The organism is Gemmatimonadaceae bacterium, from assembly GCA_030647905.1.
Lineage (GTDB): Bacteria > Gemmatimonadota > Gemmatimonadetes > Gemmatimonadales > Gemmatimonadaceae > UBA4720.
In genome coordinates this window covers 13,253-35,825 of sequence record JAUSJA010000007.1, presented here as the reverse complement: position 1 = coordinate 35,825, position 22,573 = coordinate 13,253, and the positions used below count along the sequence as shown (strand labels likewise).

Below are 22,573 nucleotides of genomic sequence, written 5' to 3'. Positions count from 1 at the left end.
ATGAGCGAAGTACTTCCCCGCCCTGGCGATCCGAAAATCACTCCGGAGCTCGTGGCGGAACACGGACTCACGGGCGGCGAATACGATCGCCTCGTCGCGATGCTCGGCCGCAGTCCGACGTTCACCGAGCTCGGGGTGATCAGCGCTCTCTGGAGCGAGCACTGCTCATACAAGCATTCGCGCAACCTTCTGCGCACGCTTCCGACCTCCGCGCCGTGGGTCCTGCAGGGTCCGGGCGAGAATGCCGGTGTGATCTCGATCGGCGACGGGCTCGCCGTGGCGTTCAAGATCGAATCGCACAACCATCCGTCAGCGGTCGAGCCGTATCAGGGAGCGGCAACAGGAGTGGGAGGAATTCTCCGCGACGTATTCACCATGGGCGCGCGTCCAATAGCGATGCTCAACTCGCTCCGCTTCGGATCGCTCGACAGCGCTCGCGTGCGCTACCTGTTCGCCGGGGTCGTGAAGGGCATCGGGGACTACGGCAACTGCGTCGGGATTCCGACGGTCGCCGGCGAGATCGTGTTCGATTCCGCGTACGAGGGAAACCCGCTTGTCAACGCGATGTGCGTGGGGCTCATGCACGAGGACGATCTGATTCGCGCAAAGGCCGAGGGTGTGGGCAATCCCATCATTGCGGTAGGCGCGCGAACGGGACGCGATGGCATTCACGGGGCGTCATTCGCGTCCGAGGATCTTTCAGAAGCAAGTGGCTCCCGGCGTCCGAGAGTACAGGTCGGGGATCCGTTTACCGAGAAGCTGCTTCTCGAGGCGAGTCTCGAGCTGATACGCAGCGGCCACATCGTCGCCATCCAGGACATGGGCGCGGCCGGCCTCACTTCGTCGTCGGCTGAAATGGCGGAGCGCGGCGATGTAGGCGTGACCATAGATGTATCCAAGGTGCCGGTGCGCGAAACGGGCATGACGCCATACGAGATTCTGCTCAGCGAGTCTCAGGAGCGGATGCTCGTCGTGGCGTACCGTGGCCGCGAAGAGGAAGTGAAAGCGATCCTGACGAAGTGGGATCTGACAGCGGAAGTCATAGGTGAAGTGATTGCCGAGCCGGTGTACAGAGTGACGGAGGGCGACCGGGTCGTAGCCGAGTTTCCCGGGTCGAGGCTGGTCACTGACTGCCCGCGCTATTCGCCCGAGGCGAGGGAAGATCCCGTCATCGCCGTCCTGCGCGCGCAGGACGTATCGGCGATCGCGGAATTACCCGAAGAGAGCGATCCAGCGTGGACGCTCGCACGCCTTCTCGCCTCGCCGACCATCGCCAGCAAGGCGTGGGCGTACCGGCAGTACGATTCGACGGTTCGCACCAACACCGTGATCGGTCCCGGAGGCGATGCCGCAGTGTTGCGCATCCGCGGAACCAACAAGGCCATCTCGCTCAAGACGGACTGCAACGGTCGCTATACCTATCTGGATCCGCTGTCGGGAGGCCGTATCGCCGTCGCCGAAGCGGCGCGCAACGTCGCATGCACCGGCGCGCGTCCGATGGCCATCACCAACTGCCTCAACTTTGGCAATCCCCGCAAGCCGGCCGTGTACCATCAGCTCCGTGAGGCCATCAAGGGCATGGCCGAGGCGTGTACAGCGCTCTCCACTCCGGTCACCGGCGGGAACGTCTCGCTATACAATGAGAGCCCGATGGGAGCCGTCTATCCGACTCCTGTTGTCGGCATGGTCGGGCTCGTCGCTTCGCTCGATCACGTCACACCCGCCACCTTCAGAGCTGCGGGCGATATCATTCTACTCATGGGCGATTCACGCGACGAGCTTGGCGGCAGCGAGTACATGGCGACGATACACGGCGTCGTCGCAGGCACCCCTCCCGCCTGCGACCTGGATCACGAGCGCAGGGCGATAGATGCTCTGCTCGAGTCAATCGCCGCCGGCGCAGTTCATTCGGCGCACGACTGCAGCGACGGGGGTCTCGCAGTCGCTCTCGCTGAATCGTGCATTGCCGATCTCCGGGCGCAGACAGGCGCCGACATCGATCTTGGCGACCTATCGGGCGTGCCGGCGAGGGCCGCGCTGTTCGGCGAGACGCAGGGCCGTTACGTCGTGAGCTCCGACTCGGCGGACACGCTCGAGCGGATTGCGCGGCAGCACGGAGTTCCGGTGCGACGGATCGGCGTCGTGAAGCCGCGCGAGGGTGGATTCACGATGCGCGCCAATGACCGCGTCATCCGAACGGAGATCGCAACACTCTCCTCGGCATGGCACGAATCCATTGCCGGGATCATGTCGGCGCCGGCAGTCGTGGCCGCGCCGGAAGCTGCAATGACGGTGGTTTGAGCCATGTGCGGAATATTTGGAATTCACGGACATCCCAACGCGGCTGAGATCTCCCATCTCGGCCTCTACTCGCTGCAGCACCGCGGACAGGAATCGGCCGGGATCGTGACGTCGAACCGGGAAGGAAATGCACGGGCGATGAAAACGATGGGTCTCGTGTCGGACGGACTGAAGTTCGCCGACGTGCGCGGCATGGAGGGCGACGTAGCCATCGGCCACACGCGCTACAGCACCGCCGGCTCCTCCACGATCGAGAACGCCCAGCCGGTGCTGGCGCGATTCCGCGACGGACATATCGCACTCGCTCATAACGGCAATCTCATAAACGCTACGGAGATGCGGCGCGATCTCGAGGCGATGGGCTCGATATTCACTTCGACGATGGACTCCGAGGTGCTCGTTCACCGTATCGCGCGCTCCAGCGCCGAGACGCCCGAGGGGAAGCTCGCCGACGCGCTTCGCGACGTGGAAGGCGCCTACTCACTCGTCGTCACGATCGGCGACACGCTGCTCGCGGCGCGCGATCCGAGGGGCTGGAGGCCGCTTGTCATGGGCAAGCTCGGGGATTCGTATGTGTTCGCATCGGAGACTTGTGCGCTCGATATCGTCGGAGCGACGGTCATCCGTGAAGTCGAGCGTGGCGAGATCGTCGCGGTGGACCGCGAGGGAATGCGGTCGTCGCATCCCCTTCCCGCCCGCGAAGGCCGACAATGCGTGTTCGAGTACGTTTACTTCGCGCGCCCCGACAGCCGCGTGTTTGGCGGCTCGGTGGACCGCGCGCGCCGGCACCTTGGCCGGCGCCTTGCGCGCGAATGCCCCGCACCTGGCGCAGAGCTCGTGTTCAGCGTTCCCGATTCCTCGAACTCCGCCGCGCTGGGATTTGCCGAGGAATCAAAGTTGCCATTCGAGCTGGCTCTCATCCGTAATCACTACATCGGCCGGACATTCATTCAGCCCACTCAGGCTGGCCGTGACGCGAAGGTGAAGATCAAGTACAACGCGGTTCGCGAGGTGCTCGATGGTCGCAGCGTTGTGATGGTTGACGATTCGATCGTGCGCGGCACAACGACTCGAGGTCTGGTGGCGATGGTTCGCGCCGCCGGCGCGCGCGAGGTGCACATGCGCGTCAGCTCTTCCCCGATCACGGGTCCGTGCTACTACGGCATAGACACGCCGAATCGCGAAGAGCTGATCGCCGCAAATCTCGGAGTTGACGAGATCGCAGTCGCGCTCGGCGTAGACTCGCTCGGCTATCTGTCGCTCGACGGCATGCTCGAATCCGTGCCCGGAGGCCCCGATGGCTTCTGCCACGCATGCTTCTCGGGAGACTATCCGACTCCCCCGCCCACAGACCCGGAAAAGCTTCGTTTCGGTTGTGGCTGCTAGTCTGATGCCCCAGTCCGTCTTCTTCTTCGGAAACGGCGAGGCCGAAGGAACGCGCGCAATGAAAGCCGTGCTCGGCGGAAAGGGGGCAGATCTCGCCGAGATGACGAACCTTGGCGTGCCAGTGCCGCAGGGTTTCACCATCGCCTGCAGCGAGTGCATCGCCTACCTGCGGGATGGCAAGTACGCCGATCGGCTTCGCGCCGAAGTCGAAGGCAACATCGCGCGTCTGGAGCAGGCGACGGGCAGGAAGCTCGGCGATCCCGGGAATCCACTGCTCGTCTCGGTGCGTTCCGGTGCTCCCGTGTCCATGCCGGGTATGATGGAGACCATTCTCAATCTCGGGCTCAACGACCGCACCGCGCTCGGCCTGGCGAAGCAGAGCAACAATTCGCGCTTCGCGTACGATTCGTATCGTCGCTTCATCCAGATGTACTCCGACGTGGTGCTGGGTGTCCCCATCGGCGACTTCGAGCACCTCCTCCGTGCGCGCCGTCTCACGACGGCAGCGCACTCGGATGCGGAGCTGAACGAGGAGGCACTCCGCAATCTCGTCGAGGAGTACAAGTCGCGCGTCCGTAATGCCACCGGCAGCGACTTCCCCACCGATCCGGTCGTGCAGCTATGGGGCGCAATCGAAGCCGTCTGGAAATCGTGGACGCTGAAGAAGGCGCGCGATTACCGGAAGGTGAACGGCATTGCCGAAGATCTTGGCACGGCTGTGAGCGTGGTCGCGATGGTATTCGGCAATCTCGGTGATGATTCGGGAACCGGAGTGGCATTCACGCGTGATCCTTCGACCGGCGAGAAGAAGTTCTACGGCGAGTTTCTGGTGAACGCGCAGGGCGAGGACGTCGTTGCGGGCATCCGCACGCCGCTGCACATCGACGAGATGAAGACGTTGCTCCCCGGGGCCTACAGCGAGCTGCTCCAGATTCAGGATCGGCTCGAGCGCCACTACGCCGACATGCAGGACCTCGAGTTCACCGTCGAGCGCGGGAAACTGTTTCTTCTCCAGACGCGTACCGGTAAGCGCACCGCGGCTGCGGCCGTGCGCATAGCTCGTGACATGGTCATGGAGGGATTGATCGATCGTACTGAGGCGGTAAAACGTGTTCCCCCATCGCAGCTCGATCAGCTCCTGCATCCGATCATTGACCCTTCGGTGCGTGCGCTGGCGCTGTTCACCGGACTTCCCGCGAGCCCCGGCGCCGTGAGCGGCATCGCCGTATTCGATCCGGACAGCGCCGAATCGAGAGCGGCGGCGGGCGACGCCGTGATCCTTGTGCGGGACGAAACCACGCCCGAGGACTTCCACGGGATGGTCGCGGCCCGAGCAATTGTCACCGCCCGCGGAGGAATGACGAGTCATGCCGCGGTCGTCGCCCGCGGCATGGGCAAGTGCGCGGTCGTGGGATGCAAGGAGATGCACGTGGACGTCCAGCACCGCAGCTTCTCCGCCAATGGCACCACCATCAGCGAAGGAGACTGGCTGACCGTGGACGGGGCTGCCGGCCGGGTGTTCAGCGGGAACCTTCCGACCGTCCCGAGTGAAGTGGTGCAGGTGACGAACGGAACCCTTTCATCATCCGCCGCTCCGCTCTACCGCTCATATTCCGAACTGCTCAGCTGGGCGGACGACTGCCGAAGGCTCGGGGTCAGGGCGAATGCCGACACGCCGCGCGATGCCCGTCTCGCGCGCAACTTCGGTGCGGAAGGAATCGGGCTGTGCCGAACTGAGCACATGTTCTTCGAGGGCGACCGCATCACCGCGATGCGCGAGATGATCGTCGCTCGTGACGAAGGGGGACGCCGGCGCGCGCTCGCGAAACTGCTTCCGATGCAGCGGGCCGACTTCGAGGGAATCTTCGAGGCGATGAACGGACTGCCCGTCACCATCCGCCTCCTCGATCCGCCCCTCCACGAGTTCCTCCCGCACGGCGGCGAGGAGAGCAAGCTGCTCGCACGCACGCTCGGCCTGGAGAGGCACGACCTGTCGCGAATCGTCGAGTCGCTCCGCGAAACCAATCCCATGCTCGGCCACCGCGGCTGCCGACTCGGCATCACCTTCCCCGAGATCACCGAGATGCAGGGCCGTGCCATCTTCGAGGCCGCGGTGCGGGCAATGCGACGCGGAATCGACGTCCGGCCGGAGATCATGGTGCCGCTCGTATCCTCAGTAAAGGAATTCGACAACCAGCGCGCCATTCTCGAAAACGCCGCGCAACAGGTGCTGGGGGTAATGGGCGAATCGGTCAGCTACATGATCGGCACGATGATAGAGCTGCCGCGTGCGGCGCTCACCGCCGGCGCGATCGCCCGAAGCGCGGAGTTCTTCTCATTCGGGACCAACGACCTCACTCAGACCACGTTCGGCCTGAGCCGCGACGACGCGGGGCGGTTTCTTCCGTCTTATGTGGAACGCGGTATCTTTGCCGACGACCCGTTCCAGGTGCTGGACGCGGACGGGGTCGGCAGGCTCATGAGAATCGCGATCGAGGACGGAAGGAAGGAACGGCCCGCCCTGAAGCTGGGTTTATGCGGAGAACACGGAGGCGAGCCAGCCTCCGTAAGACTCTGCCATTCAATGGGACTTGATTACGTTTCGTGCTCGCCATTCCGCGTTCCGATTGCACGACTAGCCGCAGCTCATGCCGCTCTTGACCACTAGAACCAATGTTGCCCGCGCGTTCGACATCGCTCCAGTGCCGCCCAGGCTTCGCCTGGCCGAGACGCCTGGCAAGCGCCTGCGGATCGCGCTCGTCACCGAGTATTACTATCCGCATCTTGGCGGCGTCTGCGAGCACGTCCATTATTTTGCGCAGGAAGCGCGCAAGCTCGGGCATCACGTGGACATCATCACGTCCAACATCGCCGGAGCCACTCCGCGTCCGCATGTGATCAGGCTCGGCCGCAGCCAGACCATCTACGCCAACGGCTCGCAGGCGCGGATCACGCTCGGTTGGGACATTCGAAGGGAGATGCGGAGGACCCTTGCGCGGGGCGACTATGACATCGTTCACGTGCACTCGCCGCTGCATCCGGTGCTGCCACTTGTCGCGCTCATGGAAGCGCAGTGCCCTGTCGTCGGCACTTTCCATACCTATTTCGACAGCTCTTTCGGCTTTGCGATAGCGCGGAAGCCGCTTCAGCGCTGGCTCGACGAAATGCAGGCCGTGATCGCCGTATCGCGCTCGACGACGATCGCCATGAACCGGTACTTCGAGGCCAACTGGACGATCATTCCCAATGGCATTGACCTCGATGTATTCAATGCCGACGTCCCGCGCCCGGCGGAGATCCGCGATGATGTCCCGACAATTCTCTTTCTCGGAAGGTTTGATCCGCGCAACGGGCTCACGACGCTGATTGACTCCTTCAAGCGCATTCGAGGCAGGAACCGCGAGGCTCAGCTGGTGGTGGTCGGCGACGGACCGTTGCGCAACCGCTATTTCCGAGCGGCGGGCAACGATCCCGACATCTCCTTCGTCGGCGCTGTTCTCGACGGGCGCCCTGGCTACTACGCGCACAGCGACATCTACGCGTGTCCCACGACGAAGGCATCGTTTGGAATCACGCTGCTCGAGTCAATGGCGTGCGAGACGCCGATTGTCTGCTCCGACATTCTCGGATTCCGTGACGTGGTGAAGCACGAGCGCGAGGCGCTGATGACTCCCTCCGGCGATCGGGAAGCGCTTGCCGACGCGTTCGTCCGGCTTCTCGATGACGAGTCGCTGCGAACCCGGCTGGCGACGACCGGACGCGAGCGCGCTGAGCTGTACAGCTGGACAGCCGTGACCGCCGCCGTGCTCGACGTGTACGCGGCCGTGCTCGGGCGGGTGCCTGGAGACGCATGATCGGGGCTGCCGCAGCGGCCCTGTCGGTCCTCGGCGCCGCTGCTCACGGAGCGTTCTACCGTAACAGCCCCGTCTTCGGCAGCGTTCTCGGCAGGCTCGATACCAGCGAGCAGGTTGTCGCTCTGACGTTCGACGACGGCCCGAACCCCAACGCGACCCCGGCGATTCTCGATGCCCTGGCCGCGAAAGACGTGAAGGCGACGTTCTTCGTCCTCGGCCGACACGCCGAGCGGTGGCCGGAGATCGTCGCTCGCGCCACCCTGAAAGGGCACCAGATCGGCAATCACGGCTATTTCCACCGGAAGCTCCACTTCAAGTCGCCGTTCTACATCCGCCAGGACATCAAGCTCGGCAAGCGCGCGATCGAGCGCACCGGCGCCCACTCGCCGACAATTTTCAGGGCGCCGACAATTTTCAGGGCGCCGCATGGATTCAGGAATCCGTGGGTGTCCCCGATTGCGCGTTCGCTGGGAGAGAGCGTCGTCGGATGGACGCTCGGTGTCTGGGACAGCGACAATCCGGGAGTTGCCGAGATCGTCGCCCGGACCGTCGAGGGAGCGCGACCAGGCTCGATCATCCTGCTCCACGATGGAGACGGCTACAATCCCGACGGCGATCGCGCCCAGACGGCCGCCGCGGTCCCCCGCATCGTGGATGAGCTCCGTGCGCGCGGCTACAGTTTCGTGACGCTGCCATCCTGATGAGCCGCAACACATCGCGGGTTCTCCGCTGGGGAGTATCCGCGGTCATTGTGGTGTTCCTGATCCTGTTCGCCCGGTCCATTGCCTGGAGCCAGGCGTGGCATTCGATCCGGAGCGCGTCGCCGCCGCTTCTTCTGGGAGCGCTAACGGTCAACCTGCTCTCGCTGGCGGCGAAGGGCTTCAGGTGGTGGGTGTTCCTGAGGCCGGCGGGATCCTCCTCGCTGTCGCTGGCGATGCGCGCCACTGTGGCGGGAGCCGGCCTCAACAACGTGCTCGTGGCCAATGGTGGAGACGCTGCCCGGGTCGTCTTCGTCTCTCGCGCGAGCGGCATTCCAAGCGAGCGCGTTCTCGCGACGCTTGCCCTCGAACGCCTGTTCGATCCGGTCGGATTCGTGATCCTGATTGTCGTTGGGACACTCGTCTTCGATCTGCCGCCCTCGCTCGAGAAATGGAGATATCCGGCCGAGCTGCTCCTCGCCGTGATCGCTGTCCTGCTCGCACTCCTCGTCTTTTCATCGCGCCGCACCGGACCGGTTACGGACGAAGGCGTCGTTGCGCGTGACCTCGGCGCGGGATCGCGAATCAAGCGGTACGTGTCCGGCTTCGCCGCCAGCACGCGGTCGCTCACCTCCGGCGGCCGGTTTGGCGCAGCGCTCGTTCTTTCGATGCTTGCCTGGGCCGGACAGCTCGCAACCTTCGCTCTGGCCGCCTCGGCTGCTCACGTGTCAATCCCGGTTGCGGGCAGCCTCGCCACGCTGCTCGCCATCAACCTGGGTCTCGTCATCCGGGCGACGCCCGGAAATGTCGGGTTCTTTCAGTTCGTTTATGCGCTTACCGCGGAGCAGTTCGGGGTGGCGCGGACTGACGCCATTGCGGTTTCGCTGCTGATTCAAACGCTGCAGATAATCCCGTTGACGCTGGTAGGCGTCGCTCTCGCGCCCGAATTCATTTTCCGGCGCAGCCGCGGGTAAAGGCCACGGAAGCAGCCGCTACGTAAGGATACGTAAGGATACGTAAGGATACGTATGTCCCCAGAGCCGTCGCGCACTTATTCTTGTCCCGCCGGCTTGAGAGGACCTCCGGCGAAGAACCCGAACCATTGCATTCATGCCCCCGAGTCGGCGCGCTGGAAAACAACTCGTGATATTTGGCGCAGCGGCCGCAATCGTGGCTGCTACGCTCGGCGTTGCCGGCCGGCGGGCATGGGTTGATCACAAGGCCGACACAGCGCCCATTGCACCGCACGCACGGCAGCTCCTTCTCGCCGTTGACGGGTTGAGCTGGGAAGCGTTCACGGAAGCACGCCGGCGGGGCATGTTCCGCCGCTTTCGCTACGCCGGACGCAGCGTGGCGCCCTACCCTTCGATGAGCCACCCGTCGTGGACGGAGATCATCGGAACCAGGCGGATGTTCGGCGCGCGCGCATCGCTGGGAGTAGTTGCCGGCACGACCGGGCCGGTGCCGGCATTCGTCCGCGGAAACGAGGTGCTCGACGTCATCGGAATCCCGGCGGATTCGGTTCTCTCGCGCGTCGCCGCCCTTGCTCCTCACGATCCAGTTGCTCTTGCCCGCGGCCTGCTGTCCGGCGGCCACAAGGTTTCGACGGGCCGGGAAGACGATTCGTACGCTGTGTCTTTCCTGCGGCGCGCGAGGCCCATGGCAGTCTCGATGGACTACTTTGACTACGACGTGATGCGGCGGCTCCTCAGCGCGATGTCGTCGGAGAGAGTCGGCGATGCGAGCGGTCGCTCGGTGGCACGCGCCCGGTCGGCGTTCAGGCGCGCAGACATTCTGGGCGGCGTGGCAGGAAACGTTGACACGCTTGTCGCGCTGATGGATTCGCTGGACACGAAGCGCGCCGACGAGCGTGTCAGGGAGGCGGAGTTGCGAATGCGCGGAATAAGAGAGCTCTCGCCTCTGGCGGACCTCCGCGCGCAGCTCGGCACCGGGAAACCGCGCGGGGGCGACGGATCTGCGACGCGCAAGCTCGCGATGGCGCTTTGGACCCTGCCCTACTATCTCGACGACGCTCTCGCTGCTCCCGAAGAAGACAGCATACCCGATACGCGAGATGCAAGCTTTGCGCTGGAATGGCACACGAAGCTTCGGCAGGAGATCGCATCCAGCCCGGGCGCGCTTCTCGAGGACAGTGTCACACCGCGCCGGCTGTTCGGTGAGGTCTACGCGGAACGCAAGCTCCGTCTCGCCGCCGACCCGGCGCGGATGCCGCTGCTCTACGACCCCGACCTTGGCGACGTCACTGTCGTGTACGTCCCCGGCATCTACACCGAGCTCTTCGATCAGGAGATCTGGTCGCGGGGACTGAGAGCCGTTCGCGATAGGCTTGGCGTCCGCACTCTAACCATTCCCGTTGACGGTCGCTGCGGCGCGCGCGTCAACTCGGCGCAGATCGTGACGGCGTTGCGAGAGGATACGGAGAGACGCCGCCTCCGGGGATACACGCGCCCCAGGTACCTCATTCTCGGATACTCGAAGGGTGGTGTTGACGCCACCGAAGCGCTCCTCGTCGCGCCGCACCTTGCGCGCTCGCAGATCGCGGCGCTGGTGTCCATCGCGTCTCCACACGGGGGGACGCCAGTGGCCGAGCGCGCCGGCATTCCTTCGGGCGCGATGGAGTGGGGCGTCGATGCTCCGCGTCCCGCGGCGTGCGACAGCACTGACGCCGCGAGAACCCTCTGGCCATCCAGTCGCGCCGCATTCTGGAGCGAGCACGCTGGTGAGACCGCCGGACTGACGCGCTACTTCTCGTTCTCGTTCGAGACCGACATGGCCGACGCGCACCCGTGGATGAAGCTCACGAAGCGCGCGGCTGAGTTTCAGGAGCCCAACGACGGAGTCGTCGCGCTCACGTCGTCGCGCTTTCCCCCGCGCGTTCATGCCATTGACCTCGGGACGATACACGCCGATCACATCGCAGGGCGGCTCGCATCGTCATTTCCGCAGGACGCCTTTCTCGAAGCTGTCGTGATCACCGTCGCCGAGCTGGGCGCTCTACGCCCGGATGTGAATGCGCGGTGGCTTGCGGCGGTGGCGAAGAGCGACGCCCCGCGGTGGAAATTGCTGAGTCGTTTCTCGAAACCCGCTGAAGAGCGCGTTTCGCCGTTTTCCGCGTCGCTGCGCCCCGGCGGTGCGCTCCCCGGGGGAAGCAGTGGCTGGACGCCGGACCGGATGTTCAATAGTGCTCACGTCGAGCGCGCTGGAGTCAATCCGGTCCGACAGATGTCGCCGCTGGCCAGCCCGGGCGGAGTTGTATTCCGGTGTGACCAACGCGACATGCTCGAGTTCAGGCGCGAGTACGAGTTCTACTACGACTCGGGCAACGGCGGCAGCGAGGACGATTTCGGAAACGGGTTCTCGATGATTCCTTCCGCCGGATCCGCGACCGGCCGCGCATGTCGCTTCGCCACGCGCCAGACGGCGATCAAGATGACGACCGTGTCGTTCCAGTTCCGCCCGTCAGATTTCCCGTTGCTGAGTATCCGGCTGCGCGTCGCGCGCAACGCGGATGGGGTGGATCCGGGAAAAACGCGCCGCGGAAAAAACGACGCAGCGTTCAAGGTGTGGCTGCTGCTCCAGGACACCCGGCCGGGAGCGGACACCGGGCCCGTGATGTTCGGCTACTGGTGGACGGCAAGGGACGCATCCGGAGTGGCGCCCGCGGGCGACTCGTTGGTCGAAGCGTTGTCGTCGAGAAGAAACGTCGTCGTCTCGACGCTCCCCGAAGCCTGGCTGATGGGCATCGGGAAGCCGGCCGAACGGGACCGATGGCAGAATGTCGAGAGAGACATCGCCGCGGACATACGACGGGCCTATCCGCGAATCCCCGCCGACGCCCTCAAGGTGATGGGCATCACCCTCCAGTCCGATTCTGACGAGTCGCGAGGCGAAACGGAAGTCTTCCTCGAGTCCATGAGCCTTCGGCCGCGTGCTCAGCGCGGTGCGGGGAGCGAAGCCGCTGAACATTCACTTCAACATGTACAAGAGGGCGCCGAAGACGGCGCTGGTCGGTCCGGGAAGTCAGGGTGACGTTCCCGGGATGCTAGGAAGCGTCCCGAAGGAAGGCGAGAAACTCGGCGGGATTGCGGGTAAGCCCTGAGAAAGTGCGGACCGTCCGCCCGCGGCTGTCCACGATGGCGTAAAGCGGCAGCGCAACGGTGCCGAAGCGGTCCTCCTGGAATTTCTGCTGGTTCTCGTAAAGCTCGCCTTCGCCGTCGGTATAGAGGCGGCTCAAGACGTAGCGCGACATGGACGCGGCGACTTCAGGTCGCGCGAACATGTTGGCTTCCATCCACCGGCAGTTGGTGCACGTGTATCCGGTGAAGTCTATTAAAACCAGCCGGCCCGTCCCGGAGGCCGTTTCGAGCGCCTTGCGGTGATCGTTCAGAATCCACTGCAGCTCGATCGGTCGTCCGTCGGCGCCGACGGAAGCGAGGCGTGCTGAAGCGGCAATGTCATCTGGCGGCAGAAATGCTTCGACTTCGCCGAGCGATCTGCCGCGCAGCCCCATGATCAGCCACACGGCCACACCTGCAGCCGCCGCCGGCGCGATCCAGCGCGCAATGGTCCTCGTGTTGCCGCTCCTGCTTGCGGCGTAGGCGAGATAGCCGGCTGCAATTATCGCGAGCGCAACCCACGCGAGAAGAGCGCTCTGCCGCGGGATGAGTCCCGTGCCCCATACCAGATCGGCGTTCGAAAAGAACTTGAGCGCCGCGGCGATCTCGAAGAGGCCGACGATGACCTTGATATCCTTGAGCCACACGCCGGCGCGCGGCAACGCCGCCGCCCAACGCGGTACGAGGGCGAGAAGAAAGAATGGAGCCGCGAATACAGACGAGAACACGACCATTCCGGCGAGCGGGCGAACCCAGTCGCCGCGTGCAGCAGAAACAAGGAGCGGGCCGACGAAAGGCGCAGTGCATGTGAATGACGCCAGCGTGAACGCGAAGCCCATCAGCACGGAGCCGGCCGCGTGGCCCGAGCGATTGCGTGCTGATGCGTCAACGCGGTTCACGAACCGATTGGAGAATGGAAGCGGCAGGTCGTACACGCCAAGAAGGCTCAGCGCGAAGGCGACGAAGGCCACGCCGATCGCGATGTTGACCCACGGATCCGCGGCGAAGCGTGCGAGGCCGGCCGCACCTACGACGACTGCGAGACCCAATCCGAGCGCGGTGAACGTGGCGACGATGCCGATGGCGAAGAGCAGCGCATGTGTCAGCACATGGGCATTACCGCGATCGGATCTCTTATTGAAATACGCCACGGTGATCGGGATCATCGGGAACACGCACGGCGTGAGCAGCGACAGCGCGCCGGTGATTGCCGCCAGCCAGAAGAACGACGGCGTCATGCCTTGCCTTGCTTCGGTTGCAGCGTGAGCGTGGTGGTGCGCGCGGGGAGGCATAGCCTGTCGCTGCATGCCTGAGATCTGACCCTTATCTCGAGCGGGGGAACAGATATCGTTGACGCGGACATGAGCTTCACCGGCACCCGGAATATTGCTTCACCGGAGTAGGTCTCGGTCTCGATGTTGAAGTTGGGGTCCCGCGCCTTTACCGCTTGCGGACCGGTGACCGGTCCGGCCAGGGAGTACGGAGGCGAAGGAGCGACCTTTACCGTCATCGGCGTCAGACCTCCTGTCGCCTGCGTCAGCGAATAGATGTGCCATCCATCTACGATCGCGGCCTGTATTTCCACGTCCACCACGAAGCCGCTGTCAGGGCCGGGTCTAAGCTCTCCGGCGATAGCCGACCATTCCACCACCTGCTGCTCGGCGCGGGTGGGCGCTTCACGAGGTGAGGTACAGGCCGCCGATAGGCCGAGAATCGAGAGGAACACGAGGTTTCGCATCAGCAGCGTGAAATATACCCCGTCGAACGCCATTGGACCCTGCCTCCCTGAGACAAAAAGAGAGAGCGGACCTTTCGGTCCGCTCTCTTGTGTTCACCCTAGTGGAGGCGCGGGGATTCGAACCCCGGTCCGAGACTAGATTCACCACAGCGTCTACGTGCGTATCCCACCGATTGAGGTCTCCAGACGCTGGCCAGTGGGCGGCCCACGGCTGAACAAGCCTTCTAAACTTTCGCCGGTCGCCTGAAGGCGCGACGCCCGACTATCCCGAATTTGCGATACCCTTGAAACCGCCTCAGGCGAGCTTTCTCAAGGGCAGGTGCAGCAACTCCTAAGAGTTACGCAGCCAGTGCCAGGTTATCGTTGGCAGTTGAAGATTTTCCCGAATGTTTTACCAGGATCCGAGGACCTGGGCACGCGGCCACAGCTTCACCAACCCCGTCGAAGCCAGTCGCCCCCTAAGCATTAAATCTAACCGAAAACGGCCCAATAGTCAATCAAAACCGGCCTGCTAATCTACCTCAGACGGCAATGCCTAATCGCTTGTCAGGCAGCGACTTCTGCCAGTTCGTCGGAATGCCGCTCGAGATAGTCACCGAAGATGCCCTCGATCTCCGAGAACGACTCCACCGCATACAACCGCTTCCGCATCTCGGCCGAGTCCGGCAGGCCCTTCACATACCATCCGAGGTGCTTCCGAAACTCAATCGCCGCCCCGCGCGGATCCGGCTCGTACTCCTGCACGAGTCGGGCATGATCCAGCGCGATCGCGAAGCGCTCCTTCACCGGCGGCGCCGAAGGCTTGGGCCGCCCCGCCATCAGCTCCCTCACCTGGCCGAAGATCCATGGCTGACCGAACGCACCGCGCGCAATCATGACCCCCGCGCAGCCAGTTTCGCGCTGCAGGCGGACTGCATCCTCGGCGGTCCTGATGTCGCCATTGCCGATCACCGGAATCTCCAGCGCAGCCGACACTGCCGCAATCTCCTCCCAGCGCGCCGCACCCGTGTACATCTGCGTGCGGGTTCGCGGATGAAGAGCCAGCGCCCGCGCGCCCGCGTCCTGACACCTCAGCGCGATCGTCACCGGGTCCCGCATCTCCTCGTTCCATCCGCTGCGGATCTTCACCGTCACCGGCAGATGCGTGTGCGACGATACGGCACGAATGACCTGCTGCACGAGATCGAGATCCCGCAAACAGCCCGATCCGCCATTCCGCCGCACGACTTTCTTTACCGGACAGCCGAAGTTGATGTCTATGAACTCCGGCTGGAACACATCGGTGACGAGTGCTGCCGCATCGCCCATCGCGTCCGGCTCGGCGCCGAAGATCTGCACCCCGATGGGACGCTCATCCGGACCAAACTCGAGCTTCGACAATGTCGCAGGGTTCTCACGCCGGATTCCTTCCGCCGAGAGAAACTCGGTCACGACGACGTCCGCACCGAACCGCCTGCATATGCGACGGAACGGAGACTCCGATACCCCCGCCATTGGCGCGAGGTATAGAGGCACGTCGAAGTCGTGGGCGAACGGAAAAGGCATGATTTCGAAGGTAACGGAGCGTACAAGTGCTTGCAACATCTTGGGTTGCCACTCACTTCAGCCAACTGTAACTTGCGTCAGCCGCGCCCGGTATCAACCACACAGAAGAGGCAATTGATGGAGCTGCGCGAGTTTTTCTCCGAAGACGCAATCAAGCTCGAGCTCAAGGGGACGACGAAGGACGATGTCCTCAAAGAGCTGATCGGCCTTCTGGGCCTCGATGAGAAGGCTGAGGGCATGCTGTTCAAGATGCTGAAGCGGCGGGAGAACCTCGGCTCGACTGGCATCGGCCGCGGCATCGCCATTCCGCATTGCCGCTCACTCGTGGTCAACAAACTCCGTGTCGCTTTCGGCCGGAAGAGCGGCGGGCTCGACTTCAAGGCGATCGACGAGAAGCCGGTGAATTTCTTCTTCCTGATTGTCGCACCACCGCTCGAGGTGTCCAATCAGTATCTGCCGGTGCTCGGCAAGATCGCACAGTTCAGCAAGGAGCCCGACGTTCCGGACCGGCTGTTGAAGTTGACCGAGCCGTCGCAGTTCATGGCACTGCTCGAGGAGAAAGGCGTTTAGATCAGTAGCTGCCAGCGAAGTGCGGTGAACCACAGATGGCGCAGATGGGCACAGATGAGCACAGATGAAGGGATTTGGGGGTGAGCGGATCGACATGATTCCTTGCTGGCCCGGCCTCCAGGCGACCTTTCGGGCATGGGAGACAGGGATCCGCCTGCGCCGTCTGTGCCCATCGGTGCCATCTGTGTTCTCGCTTTTCGCTCTTGCCCTACTCCCACTCGATGGTCGACGGCGGCTTGGAGCTGATATCGTAGACAACACGATTGATCCCGCCCACCTCGTTGATTATCCGGTTCGAGATGCGCGCGAGGATATCGTGCGGGAACGGGAACCAGTCGGCCGTCATTCCGTCAGTGCTGTTCACCGCTCGCAGGCCGAGCACGTTCTCGTAGGTACGCTCGTCTCCCATGACGCCTACGCTCCGCACCGGCAGCAGGACCGCGAACGCCTGCCAGATACTGTCGTAGAGGCCGGCAGCGCGGATCTCCTCCAGGTAGATCGCATCCGCCGCGCGGAGCACGTCGAGCTTGGCGCGAGTGACGTCGCTGAGGATCCGGATCGCCAGGCCGGGCCCGGGGAATGGATGCCGACCGACCATCTCTTCGGGAAGGCCGAGCTCCCGGCCGACGTTCCGCACTTCGTCCTTGAATAGCTCGCGCAGCGGCTCGATGAGGCCGAAGCGCATTCCCGGCTTGAGCCCTCCGACGTTGTGATGCGTCTTGATCGTCACCGACGGACCACCGGTGGGCGACGACGACTCGATGACGTCGGGGTAAAGAGTTCCCTGCACCAGGAATTTCGCGTCGCTTCCCGCTTTCGCCGTCGCGTCCTCGAATACGTCTATGAAAGTGTGACCGATTACCGTTCGCTTCTGTTCGGGATCCTCGACACCCGCTAGCGCGCCAAGGAATCTGTCGGACGCGTCCGCGGTGACGAGCTTCATCCCCATGTGCTGGCTGAACGTGCGCTCGACCTGCTCGCGCTCGCGCATCCGGAGCAATCCCGTGTCCACGAATATGCAAGTCAACCGGTCGCCCACCGCGCGATGCACGAGAGCCGCCGCAACCGCCGAATCCACTCCGCCGGACAAGCCGCAGATGACGTTGGCGTCGCCAACCATCGCCTTGATCCGCGCGATCTCGGTTGCCACGAATGCGCCGGTAGTCCAGTCGGCTTTGGCGCCGCAGATGCCGAAGAGAAAGTTCGATATGATCTCGCCGCCGCGCGGCGTGTGCGCCACTTCCGGATGAAACTGGACACCGTACACCGGCTTCGACTCATGTCTGAACGCGGTCACCGGATTGCCACTGCTCGCAGCAATCGTGACGTAGCCGCCGGGGGGTGACTCGATGTGATCGCCGTGGCTCATCCACGCCGAGAACTCTTCGCCAGCTTCGAACCCCTCGAACAGCCCGCCTGATTCGGCGACCTGGATCTCGGCCCGTCCGTACTCGCGACGGCCGGCACGCTTCACGTCCGCTCCAAGCACGTACGCAATCAGCTGCATCCCGTAGCAGATGCCGAGCATCGGTGCGACATCCAGCACGGCCGGGTCAATCGTCGGCGCGTTCTCCCCGTAGACCGAGCTCGGCCCTCCGCTGAGTATGATTCCCGTTGGCTTCCAGTCCCTGATCCATTCGACGCTTTTCGTTGGCGGATGGATCTCGGAATAGACACGCGCTTCCCTCACTCGTCGTGCGATCAGCTGCGTGTACTGCGACCCGTAATCGAGGATGAGAATCCGGCTGCTCATATTGTCACGACTTCCACTTCCCTCGTCTCGAGATCCAGTATCGCGCCGCTACAGACTCCGGTGAGCCACCCGCACGCCTCGCCCGGGTTCACGATGAGCGTCGCGTCGCGCGTCACGGTCTCCTGCCGGTGAGTCGATCCGTGCACGACGAAGTTGTGTGCGCTGATGGAGCGCCGGTTCACCTCGCCAATGTCGTGGACGATCAGAATCCGGTGCCCCGACACCTCGAAGCTGTGCGGCGACTCGTACAGCTCCATTCCCACGCCGCGCGCGGCCGTTGCCCTGAGCGCCTCGGGATCGCCGTCGTTACGCCCGAAGATTCCGAGCAACGCAATGTTCGAGTCGTTGAACGGATCGAGCGCGAATGGCGAGCAATAGTCGCCGGCGTGCATCACCAGCGAGACCCCCTTCGAGAGCATCACCTGCAGCAGCTCCTCGATCGCGGGCACGCGGTCGTGCGTATCGGCAAGCAGTCCGATCTTCACTGGACGATTCTCCATTCTGGCTCGAGTCGTTCCTTTCGCACGAGATCGGTGTACTGCTCTCTCTCGGTCACGACGCCGATGCGGCCGCGCTCGACCAGAACCTCGGCGACACGCGGGCGTGAGTTGTAGTTCGACGCCATCACGAATCCGTACGCCCCTGCGGAAAGAACCGCAACGAGATCTCCGGGCTGGGCGTCGTCCACGTCGCGGTGCAGGCCAAGGAAGTCGCCACTCTCGCACACGGGACCGACGACGTCCGCGATGGTCCTTGCGCCGGTCGGGTTGACCGCCTCGATGCGATGATACGCGTTGTAGTGCGAAGGCCGGATCAGATCGTTCATCCCCGCGTCCACGATCATGAACTGCTTTCCTCCGCTGCGCTTCCGGTACAACACGCGAGTGAGCAGGACGCCCGCGTTTCCGACGAGGTAACGTCCCGGCTCGACGATCACGCTGAGGCCGGTGGGGCCGACCATCCGCTCGACCACCTCGGCGAACGCATTCACGTCGATCGGGTGCTCGGCGTCGTACGAGACAGCGAGCCCGCCGCCGATGTCGAGATACCGAAGCTCCGTCGCTCCGGCCGCTTCGATCTCCGTCTTCAGCTGGCGCAGCCGTCCGAGGCCGATCTCGTACGGCTCGAACTGCGAGATTTGCGAGCCGACGTGCATGTCGAGACCCACGAGCGAGACGTTCTTCATGGCGAGCGCGCGCTTCGCGACGATCAGCGTCTCGTCAAAGGGGATTCCGAATTTCATCCCCTTCACTCCAGTCCGCGTGTACGGGTGTGGAGTGTCCACCATGACCTCGGGGTTCACGCGGAGAGCGACGGGCACCTGCTTTCCCATTCTGCCGGCTACCTCATCCCACAGCTCGAGCTCCTCCTCCGACTCGACGTTGATCATCAGCACGCCGAGCGTGAGAGCTTCCTTCATCTCGCGCTTCGTCTTCCCAACTCCGCTGAAGACTATGTCCTTTCCCGAAAAGCCGGCCGACTGCGCGCGATACATCTCACCGCCCGAGACAATGTCCACGCCGGAGCCGAGCCGCTTGAGGATGCCGAGTATGGCGAGGTTCGAGTTTGCCTTGACGCTGTAGTGCAGGCGATGGGGCACCCGCGCGAGCGCGCCGGACAGGCTGGCGTACTGCGCCTCGATGGCGGCTACGCTGTACACGTACGCCGGCGTGCCCACCGCGTCGGCGATCGCATCGAGGGAAACGCCATCGCATTCGAGAACACCGTCTCGGCGCACGAAGCCCACTTCACTGGGCACGCCGGGATCTTTTGCCTTTGCGGCGGCGGCTGAAACGGCTGCCGTCCGGGCGGGAGTCAATACGCCTTCGCCCAGAGGGCCTCGACGACCGAGGCCGCCCCGCACTTGAGACAATGCGTGGGCGCGTCAGCCGACCTGAACTCCTCGTCGGGAAGAACTCGTATGGTGGCCTTTGTCTCCTCCTTGATCGCCTGTTCGCACGCGGGATTTCCGCAGAAGCCGGCATAGACGAAGCCGCCCGCACCCTCCATGATCCCGCGAAAGCGATCGTACGTCATGTCGCCGCGATAGCTGTTGGCCTCGCGGCGCTCGAACGCTTCGACGCGCATGTCGGTCTGCATCATGCTCAGCAGATCGGCCACGTCCTCGCCGATCGAGTCGAGCGTGACGGTGCGCTTGACACGGTTGTCGCGACGGACAAGCACGCACTGACTGGCGTCGAGATCGCGCGGACCGAACTCGAGGCGGAGCGGAATGCCGCGGAGCTCCCACTCGTAGTACTTGGCGCCCGGCGTCATTCCTTCGCGGTCATCGAGATGGACGCGAAGCTTGCCGGTCTTGCGGCGCTCCCAGCCGTTGAGCGTCGCGGTGATGTTTCGCGCCGCCTCGAGCACTCTCGCCTTGTCCTCGTCCGTACGCCAGATGGGAACGATCACCAGCTCGATCGGCGCAAGCAGTGGCGGGACCCGCAGGCCGAAGTCGTCGCCATGCGTCATCACCAGCCCGCCGATCAGCCGCGTCGAGACTCCCCAGCTCGTGTTCCACGCGAACTCGGTGCCGCCAGACTCGGTCTGGAACTTGAGCTCGAACGCCTTCGCGAAGTTCTGCCCGAGATTGTGCGAAGTGCCGGCCTGCAACGCCTTGTTGTCCTGCATCATCGCCTCGCACGAATACGTGCGCAGCGCGCCGGCGAACTTCTCCCAATCCGTCTTGATGCCGGTGATGACAGGCATCGCCATCCACCCTTCCATGAAATCGCGATAGACGTTCAGCATCTTGCGCGTCTCTTCCTCGGCCTCGGCTTCGGTCGCGTGCGCCGTGTGTCCCTCCTGCCAGAGGAACTCGAGCGTTCGCAGGAAAAGGCGCGTGCGCATCTCCCACCGCACGACGTTCGCCCACTGGTTGATGAGCAGGGGAAGATCGCGATAGCTCTGCACCCACTTGGCGAACATCGCGTAGATGATCGTCTCGGAGGTGGGCCGTATCACGAGCGGCTCATCCAGCTTCTTGCCGCCGCCGTGCGTGACTACCGCCGTCTCCGGCGCGAAGCCTTCGATGTGCTCGGCTTCCTTGTGCATGAAGCTTTCCGGAATGAGCAGCGGGAAGTACGCGTTCTCGTGACCGGTGTCCTTGAAGACCGTATCGAGCTGGCGCTGCATCCGTTCCCAGATGCCGTACCCGCGCGGGCGAATGACCATGCAGCCACGCACCGGTGAGTAATCCGCCAGCTCGGCGCGCAGTACGGTTTCGTTATACCAGGCGCTGAAATCCTGGGCGCGTGCGGTCAGCTTCTTGTCGTCGGCCATCGGTCCTGTTTCAGTGAATTAAAGAAGTCGTCGAGCGAGAGCGATTGCTCCGTGCCGGCCTTCATGTCCTTCACGGTGATTTCACCGCGCGCGAATGCCTCGCGCTTGAGCAGTACTGCGTTGTCGGCGCCGGCCGCCGACGCCGCTTTCAACTGGCGGGAGAGCTGTTGCGGCTTGAGCGCGTACTCCGCGCTGCGATCCCTCCGTCGAAGCTCGGCCGCGACGCGCATGACGTCGCCGATCATGGACTCGTCCTCTCCGGCCACCCAATAATCGGTCCGCTGTTCGATGGTTGGCATCAGTCCCCGGCCGTGAAGCAGCTCACCGAGCACCACGTCGCCCATTCCGAATCCGAGCGCGGGAAGATCCACTCCACCGAGCGTCTGAAGCAGCGTGTCATACCTGCCTCCACCGCAGATCGCGCGATACTCGCCAGCCGTATCAAAAAGCTCGAATACAATACCCGTGTAGTACGCGAGCCCGCGTACGACGGACAGATCCAGCCGCACCCATCCCGCAAAGCCAAGCGAGCCCAGATGATCCAGATAATCCCGCATTCGCTGGATATGCCCGGCGGCGGCAGACACTGCACTGTAGCGTGCGGTCAGCGACTCAACGTCGCGGCAGGAGAGAATCTCTTCCACAGTGTCGGCGATTCTCTCGCCCCCGGTTGCCTTGATGAGCTTCTTGCGCGAGACATCCGCCGGCTCACGCCCGCGCTTGTCGATCACCGCGTAGACGGAGGCCAGCGATTCGTCGGCAACGCCGGCGTGAGCGAGCAGCGACTGAAGAAGCCGCCTGTCCGAAACGCGCGCGTTGACGTCGCCGCTGCTGAGCCCGAACTCGCGCATGACGTCGAGCGCGAGCGCGAGGAGCTCCGCGTCGGCGGTTACGCCAGGCTCGCCGACGATGTCGGCGTTGAGCTGAAAGTGCTCGCGCAACCTTCCCTTCTGCTGGCGCTCGTACCGGAACAGCTGTGGAATGGAGAACCAGCGCACCGGCTTCCGGAGGGAATTGGCGCGAGCCGCAACCATTCGCGCGAGAGTCGGAGTCATCTCCGGTCTCAACGCGACCTCTCGGTCACCTTTGTCCGTGAACGAGTAAAGCTGACCGACGAGCTCGTCACCGCTCTTCTTGCGATACAGGTCGAGATGCTCGAGCGGCGGGCCGTCGTACTCCATAAATGCATAGCGCCGCAGTACGCGGCGCCATACGCTCATGATGTAAGCGCGCTCCGCGAATTGCTCTGGATAGAAGTCTCTGAACCCGGGTAAAGCTCCCTGCGCCATTGCACAAAGCTACGTCCT

The 22,573-nt window shown here is 63.8% G+C and carries 16 protein-coding genes and 1 other RNA gene; 8 read left to right on the top strand and 9 right to left on the bottom strand.

Going from position 1 to position 22,573, the window contains the following annotated elements; genetic code table 11:
* The 7 genes from purL (at position 1) to Q7S20_00585 (ending at position 12,289) form a co-directional block, all read left to right on the top strand.
* The gene (gene purL / locus Q7S20_00615) at positions 1-2,301 is read left to right on the top strand and encodes a phosphoribosylformylglycinamidine synthase subunit PurL (protein ID MDO8500327.1); all 2,301 of its coding nucleotides are present in this window, start codon (positions 1-3) and stop codon (positions 2,299-2,301) included.
* Between the two features lie 3 nt (positions 2,302-2,304).
* Complete coding sequence (gene purF, locus Q7S20_00610; protein ID MDO8500326.1) at positions 2,305-3,687, top strand: amidophosphoribosyltransferase; 1,383 nt, start codon at positions 2,305-2,307, stop codon at positions 3,685-3,687.
* 4 nt (positions 3,688-3,691) lie between these two features.
* On the top strand, positions 3,692-6,355 hold the full coding sequence (gene ppdK, locus Q7S20_00605; protein MDO8500325.1) for a pyruvate, phosphate dikinase: 2,664 nt from the start codon (positions 3,692-3,694) through the stop codon (positions 6,353-6,355).
* Positions 6,345-7,541, top strand: coding sequence for a glycosyltransferase family 4 protein (locus Q7S20_00600; GenBank protein ID MDO8500324.1), 1,197 nt, complete (start codon positions 6,345-6,347; stop codon positions 7,539-7,541). Before ppdK ends, Q7S20_00600 begins: the two co-directional genes overlap by 11 nt.
* A complete protein-coding gene (locus Q7S20_00595; protein MDO8500323.1) occupies positions 7,538-8,242 on the top strand; it encodes a polysaccharide deacetylase family protein in 705 nt (234 codons plus the stop codon). Before Q7S20_00600 ends, Q7S20_00595 begins: the two co-directional genes overlap by 4 nt.
* Positions 8,242-9,213: a lysylphosphatidylglycerol synthase transmembrane domain-containing protein gene (locus Q7S20_00590; GenBank protein ID MDO8500322.1), complete on the top strand. Its 972-nt coding sequence runs from the start codon at positions 8,242-8,244 to the stop codon at positions 9,211-9,213. Before Q7S20_00595 ends, Q7S20_00590 begins: the two co-directional genes overlap by 1 nt.
* Before the next feature lie 169 nt (positions 9,214-9,382).
* The gene (locus Q7S20_00585) at positions 9,383-12,289 is read left to right on the top strand and encodes a DUF3047 domain-containing protein (GenBank protein ID MDO8500321.1); all 2,907 of its coding nucleotides are present in this window, start codon (positions 9,383-9,385) and stop codon (positions 12,287-12,289) included.
* Between the two features lie 13 nt (positions 12,290-12,302).
* On the opposite strand, the gene Q7S20_00580 is transcribed toward Q7S20_00585, so the two are convergent.
* The 4 genes from Q7S20_00580 to dusB all read right to left on the bottom strand — a co-directional run bounded on the left by Q7S20_00580 (position 12,303) and on the right by dusB (position 15,658).
* Complete coding sequence (locus Q7S20_00580) at positions 12,303-13,613, bottom strand: cytochrome c biogenesis protein CcdA (GenBank protein ID MDO8500320.1); 1,311 nt, start codon at positions 13,611-13,613, stop codon at positions 12,303-12,305.
* Positions 13,610-14,146, bottom strand: a complete 537-nt coding sequence (locus Q7S20_00575; protein MDO8500319.1) for a protein-disulfide reductase DsbD family protein — start codon at positions 14,144-14,146, stop codon at positions 13,610-13,612. The genes Q7S20_00580 and Q7S20_00575 overlap by 4 nt, the downstream gene beginning before the upstream one ends.
* 66 nt (positions 14,147-14,212) lie before the next feature.
* Positions 14,213-14,572: a transfer-messenger RNA gene (gene ssrA, locus Q7S20_00570) on the bottom strand.
* An 87-nt stretch (positions 14,573-14,659) separates the two neighbouring features.
* Entirely contained in the window at positions 14,660-15,658 is a 999-nt protein-coding gene (dusB, locus tag Q7S20_00565) for a tRNA dihydrouridine synthase DusB (GenBank protein MDO8500318.1), read from the bottom strand.
* Positions 15,659-15,775: 117 nt separating this feature from the next.
* On the opposite strand from dusB, the gene Q7S20_00560 reads away from it, so the two are divergent.
* Positions 15,776-16,228 (top strand): PTS sugar transporter subunit IIA, encoded by a 453-nt coding sequence (locus Q7S20_00560; protein MDO8500317.1) that lies wholly within the window; start codon positions 15,776-15,778, stop codon positions 16,226-16,228.
* Between the two features lie 208 nt (positions 16,229-16,436).
* Here the strand turns inward: Q7S20_00560 and guaA are convergent, their stop codons facing one another.
* Genes guaA through hisS form a run of 5 tightly spaced genes read right to left on the bottom strand, consistent with a single transcriptional unit; the run spans position 16,437 to position 22,555 of the window.
* The gene (gene guaA / locus Q7S20_00555; GenBank protein MDO8500316.1) at positions 16,437-17,981 is read right to left on the bottom strand and encodes a glutamine-hydrolyzing GMP synthase; all 1,545 of its coding nucleotides are present in this window, start codon (positions 17,979-17,981) and stop codon (positions 16,437-16,439) included.
* Entirely contained in the window at positions 17,978-18,481 is a 504-nt protein-coding gene (locus Q7S20_00550) for a YfcE family phosphodiesterase (protein ID MDO8500315.1), read from the bottom strand. Before Q7S20_00550 ends, guaA begins: the two co-directional genes overlap by 4 nt.
* The gene (gene lysA, locus Q7S20_00545; GenBank protein MDO8500314.1) at positions 18,463-19,800 is read right to left on the bottom strand and encodes a diaminopimelate decarboxylase; all 1,338 of its coding nucleotides are present in this window, start codon (positions 19,798-19,800) and stop codon (positions 18,463-18,465) included. The genes Q7S20_00550 and lysA overlap by 19 nt, the downstream gene beginning before the upstream one ends.
* Entirely contained in the window at positions 19,797-21,266 is a 1,470-nt protein-coding gene (proS, locus tag Q7S20_00540) for a proline--tRNA ligase (GenBank protein MDO8500313.1), read from the bottom strand. The genes lysA and proS overlap by 4 nt, the downstream gene beginning before the upstream one ends.
* A complete protein-coding gene (gene hisS / locus Q7S20_00535; GenBank protein MDO8500312.1) occupies positions 21,245-22,555 on the bottom strand; it encodes a histidine--tRNA ligase in 1,311 nt (436 codons plus the stop codon). The genes proS and hisS overlap by 22 nt, the downstream gene beginning before the upstream one ends.
* Positions 22,556-22,573 lie beyond the last annotated feature (18 nt).

Excerpts from the sequence above, each read along its gene's own strand:
- purL (MDO8500327.1), top strand. The coding sequence starts at position 1 with ATGAGCGAAGTACTTCCCCGCCCTGGCGATCCGAAAATCACTCCGGAG.
- purF (MDO8500326.1), top strand. The coding sequence starts at position 2,305 with ATGTGCGGAATATTTGGAATTCACGGACATCCCAACGCGGCTGAGATC.
- ppdK (MDO8500325.1), top strand. The coding sequence starts at position 3,692 with ATGCCCCAGTCCGTCTTCTTCTTCGGAAACGGCGAGGCCGAAGGAACG.
- Q7S20_00595 (MDO8500323.1), top strand. The coding sequence starts at position 7,538 with ATGATCGGGGCTGCCGCAGCGGCCCTGTCGGTCCTCGGCGCCGCTGCT.
- Q7S20_00590 (MDO8500322.1), top strand. The coding sequence starts at position 8,242 with ATGAGCCGCAACACATCGCGGGTTCTCCGCTGGGGAGTATCCGCGGTC.
- Q7S20_00580 (MDO8500320.1), bottom strand. The coding sequence starts at position 13,613 with ATGACGCCGTCGTTCTTCTGGCTGGCGGCAATCACCGGCGCGCTGTCG.
- Q7S20_00575 (MDO8500319.1), bottom strand. The coding sequence starts at position 14,146 with ATGGCGTTCGACGGGGTATATTTCACGCTGCTGATGCGAAACCTCGTG.
- dusB (MDO8500318.1), bottom strand. The coding sequence starts at position 15,658 with ATGCCTTTTCCGTTCGCCCACGACTTCGACGTGCCTCTATACCTCGCG.
- Q7S20_00560 (MDO8500317.1), top strand. The coding sequence starts at position 15,776 with ATGGAGCTGCGCGAGTTTTTCTCCGAAGACGCAATCAAGCTCGAGCTC.
- guaA (MDO8500316.1), bottom strand. The coding sequence starts at position 17,981 with ATGAGCAGCCGGATTCTCATCCTCGATTACGGGTCGCAGTACACGCAG.
- Q7S20_00550 (MDO8500315.1), bottom strand. The coding sequence starts at position 18,481 with ATGGAGAATCGTCCAGTGAAGATCGGACTGCTTGCCGATACGCACGAC.
- proS (MDO8500313.1), bottom strand. The coding sequence starts at position 21,266 with ATGGCCGACGACAAGAAGCTGACCGCACGCGCCCAGGATTTCAGCGCC.
- hisS (MDO8500312.1), bottom strand. The coding sequence starts at position 22,555 with ATGGCGCAGGGAGCTTTACCCGGGTTCAGAGACTTCTATCCAGAGCAA.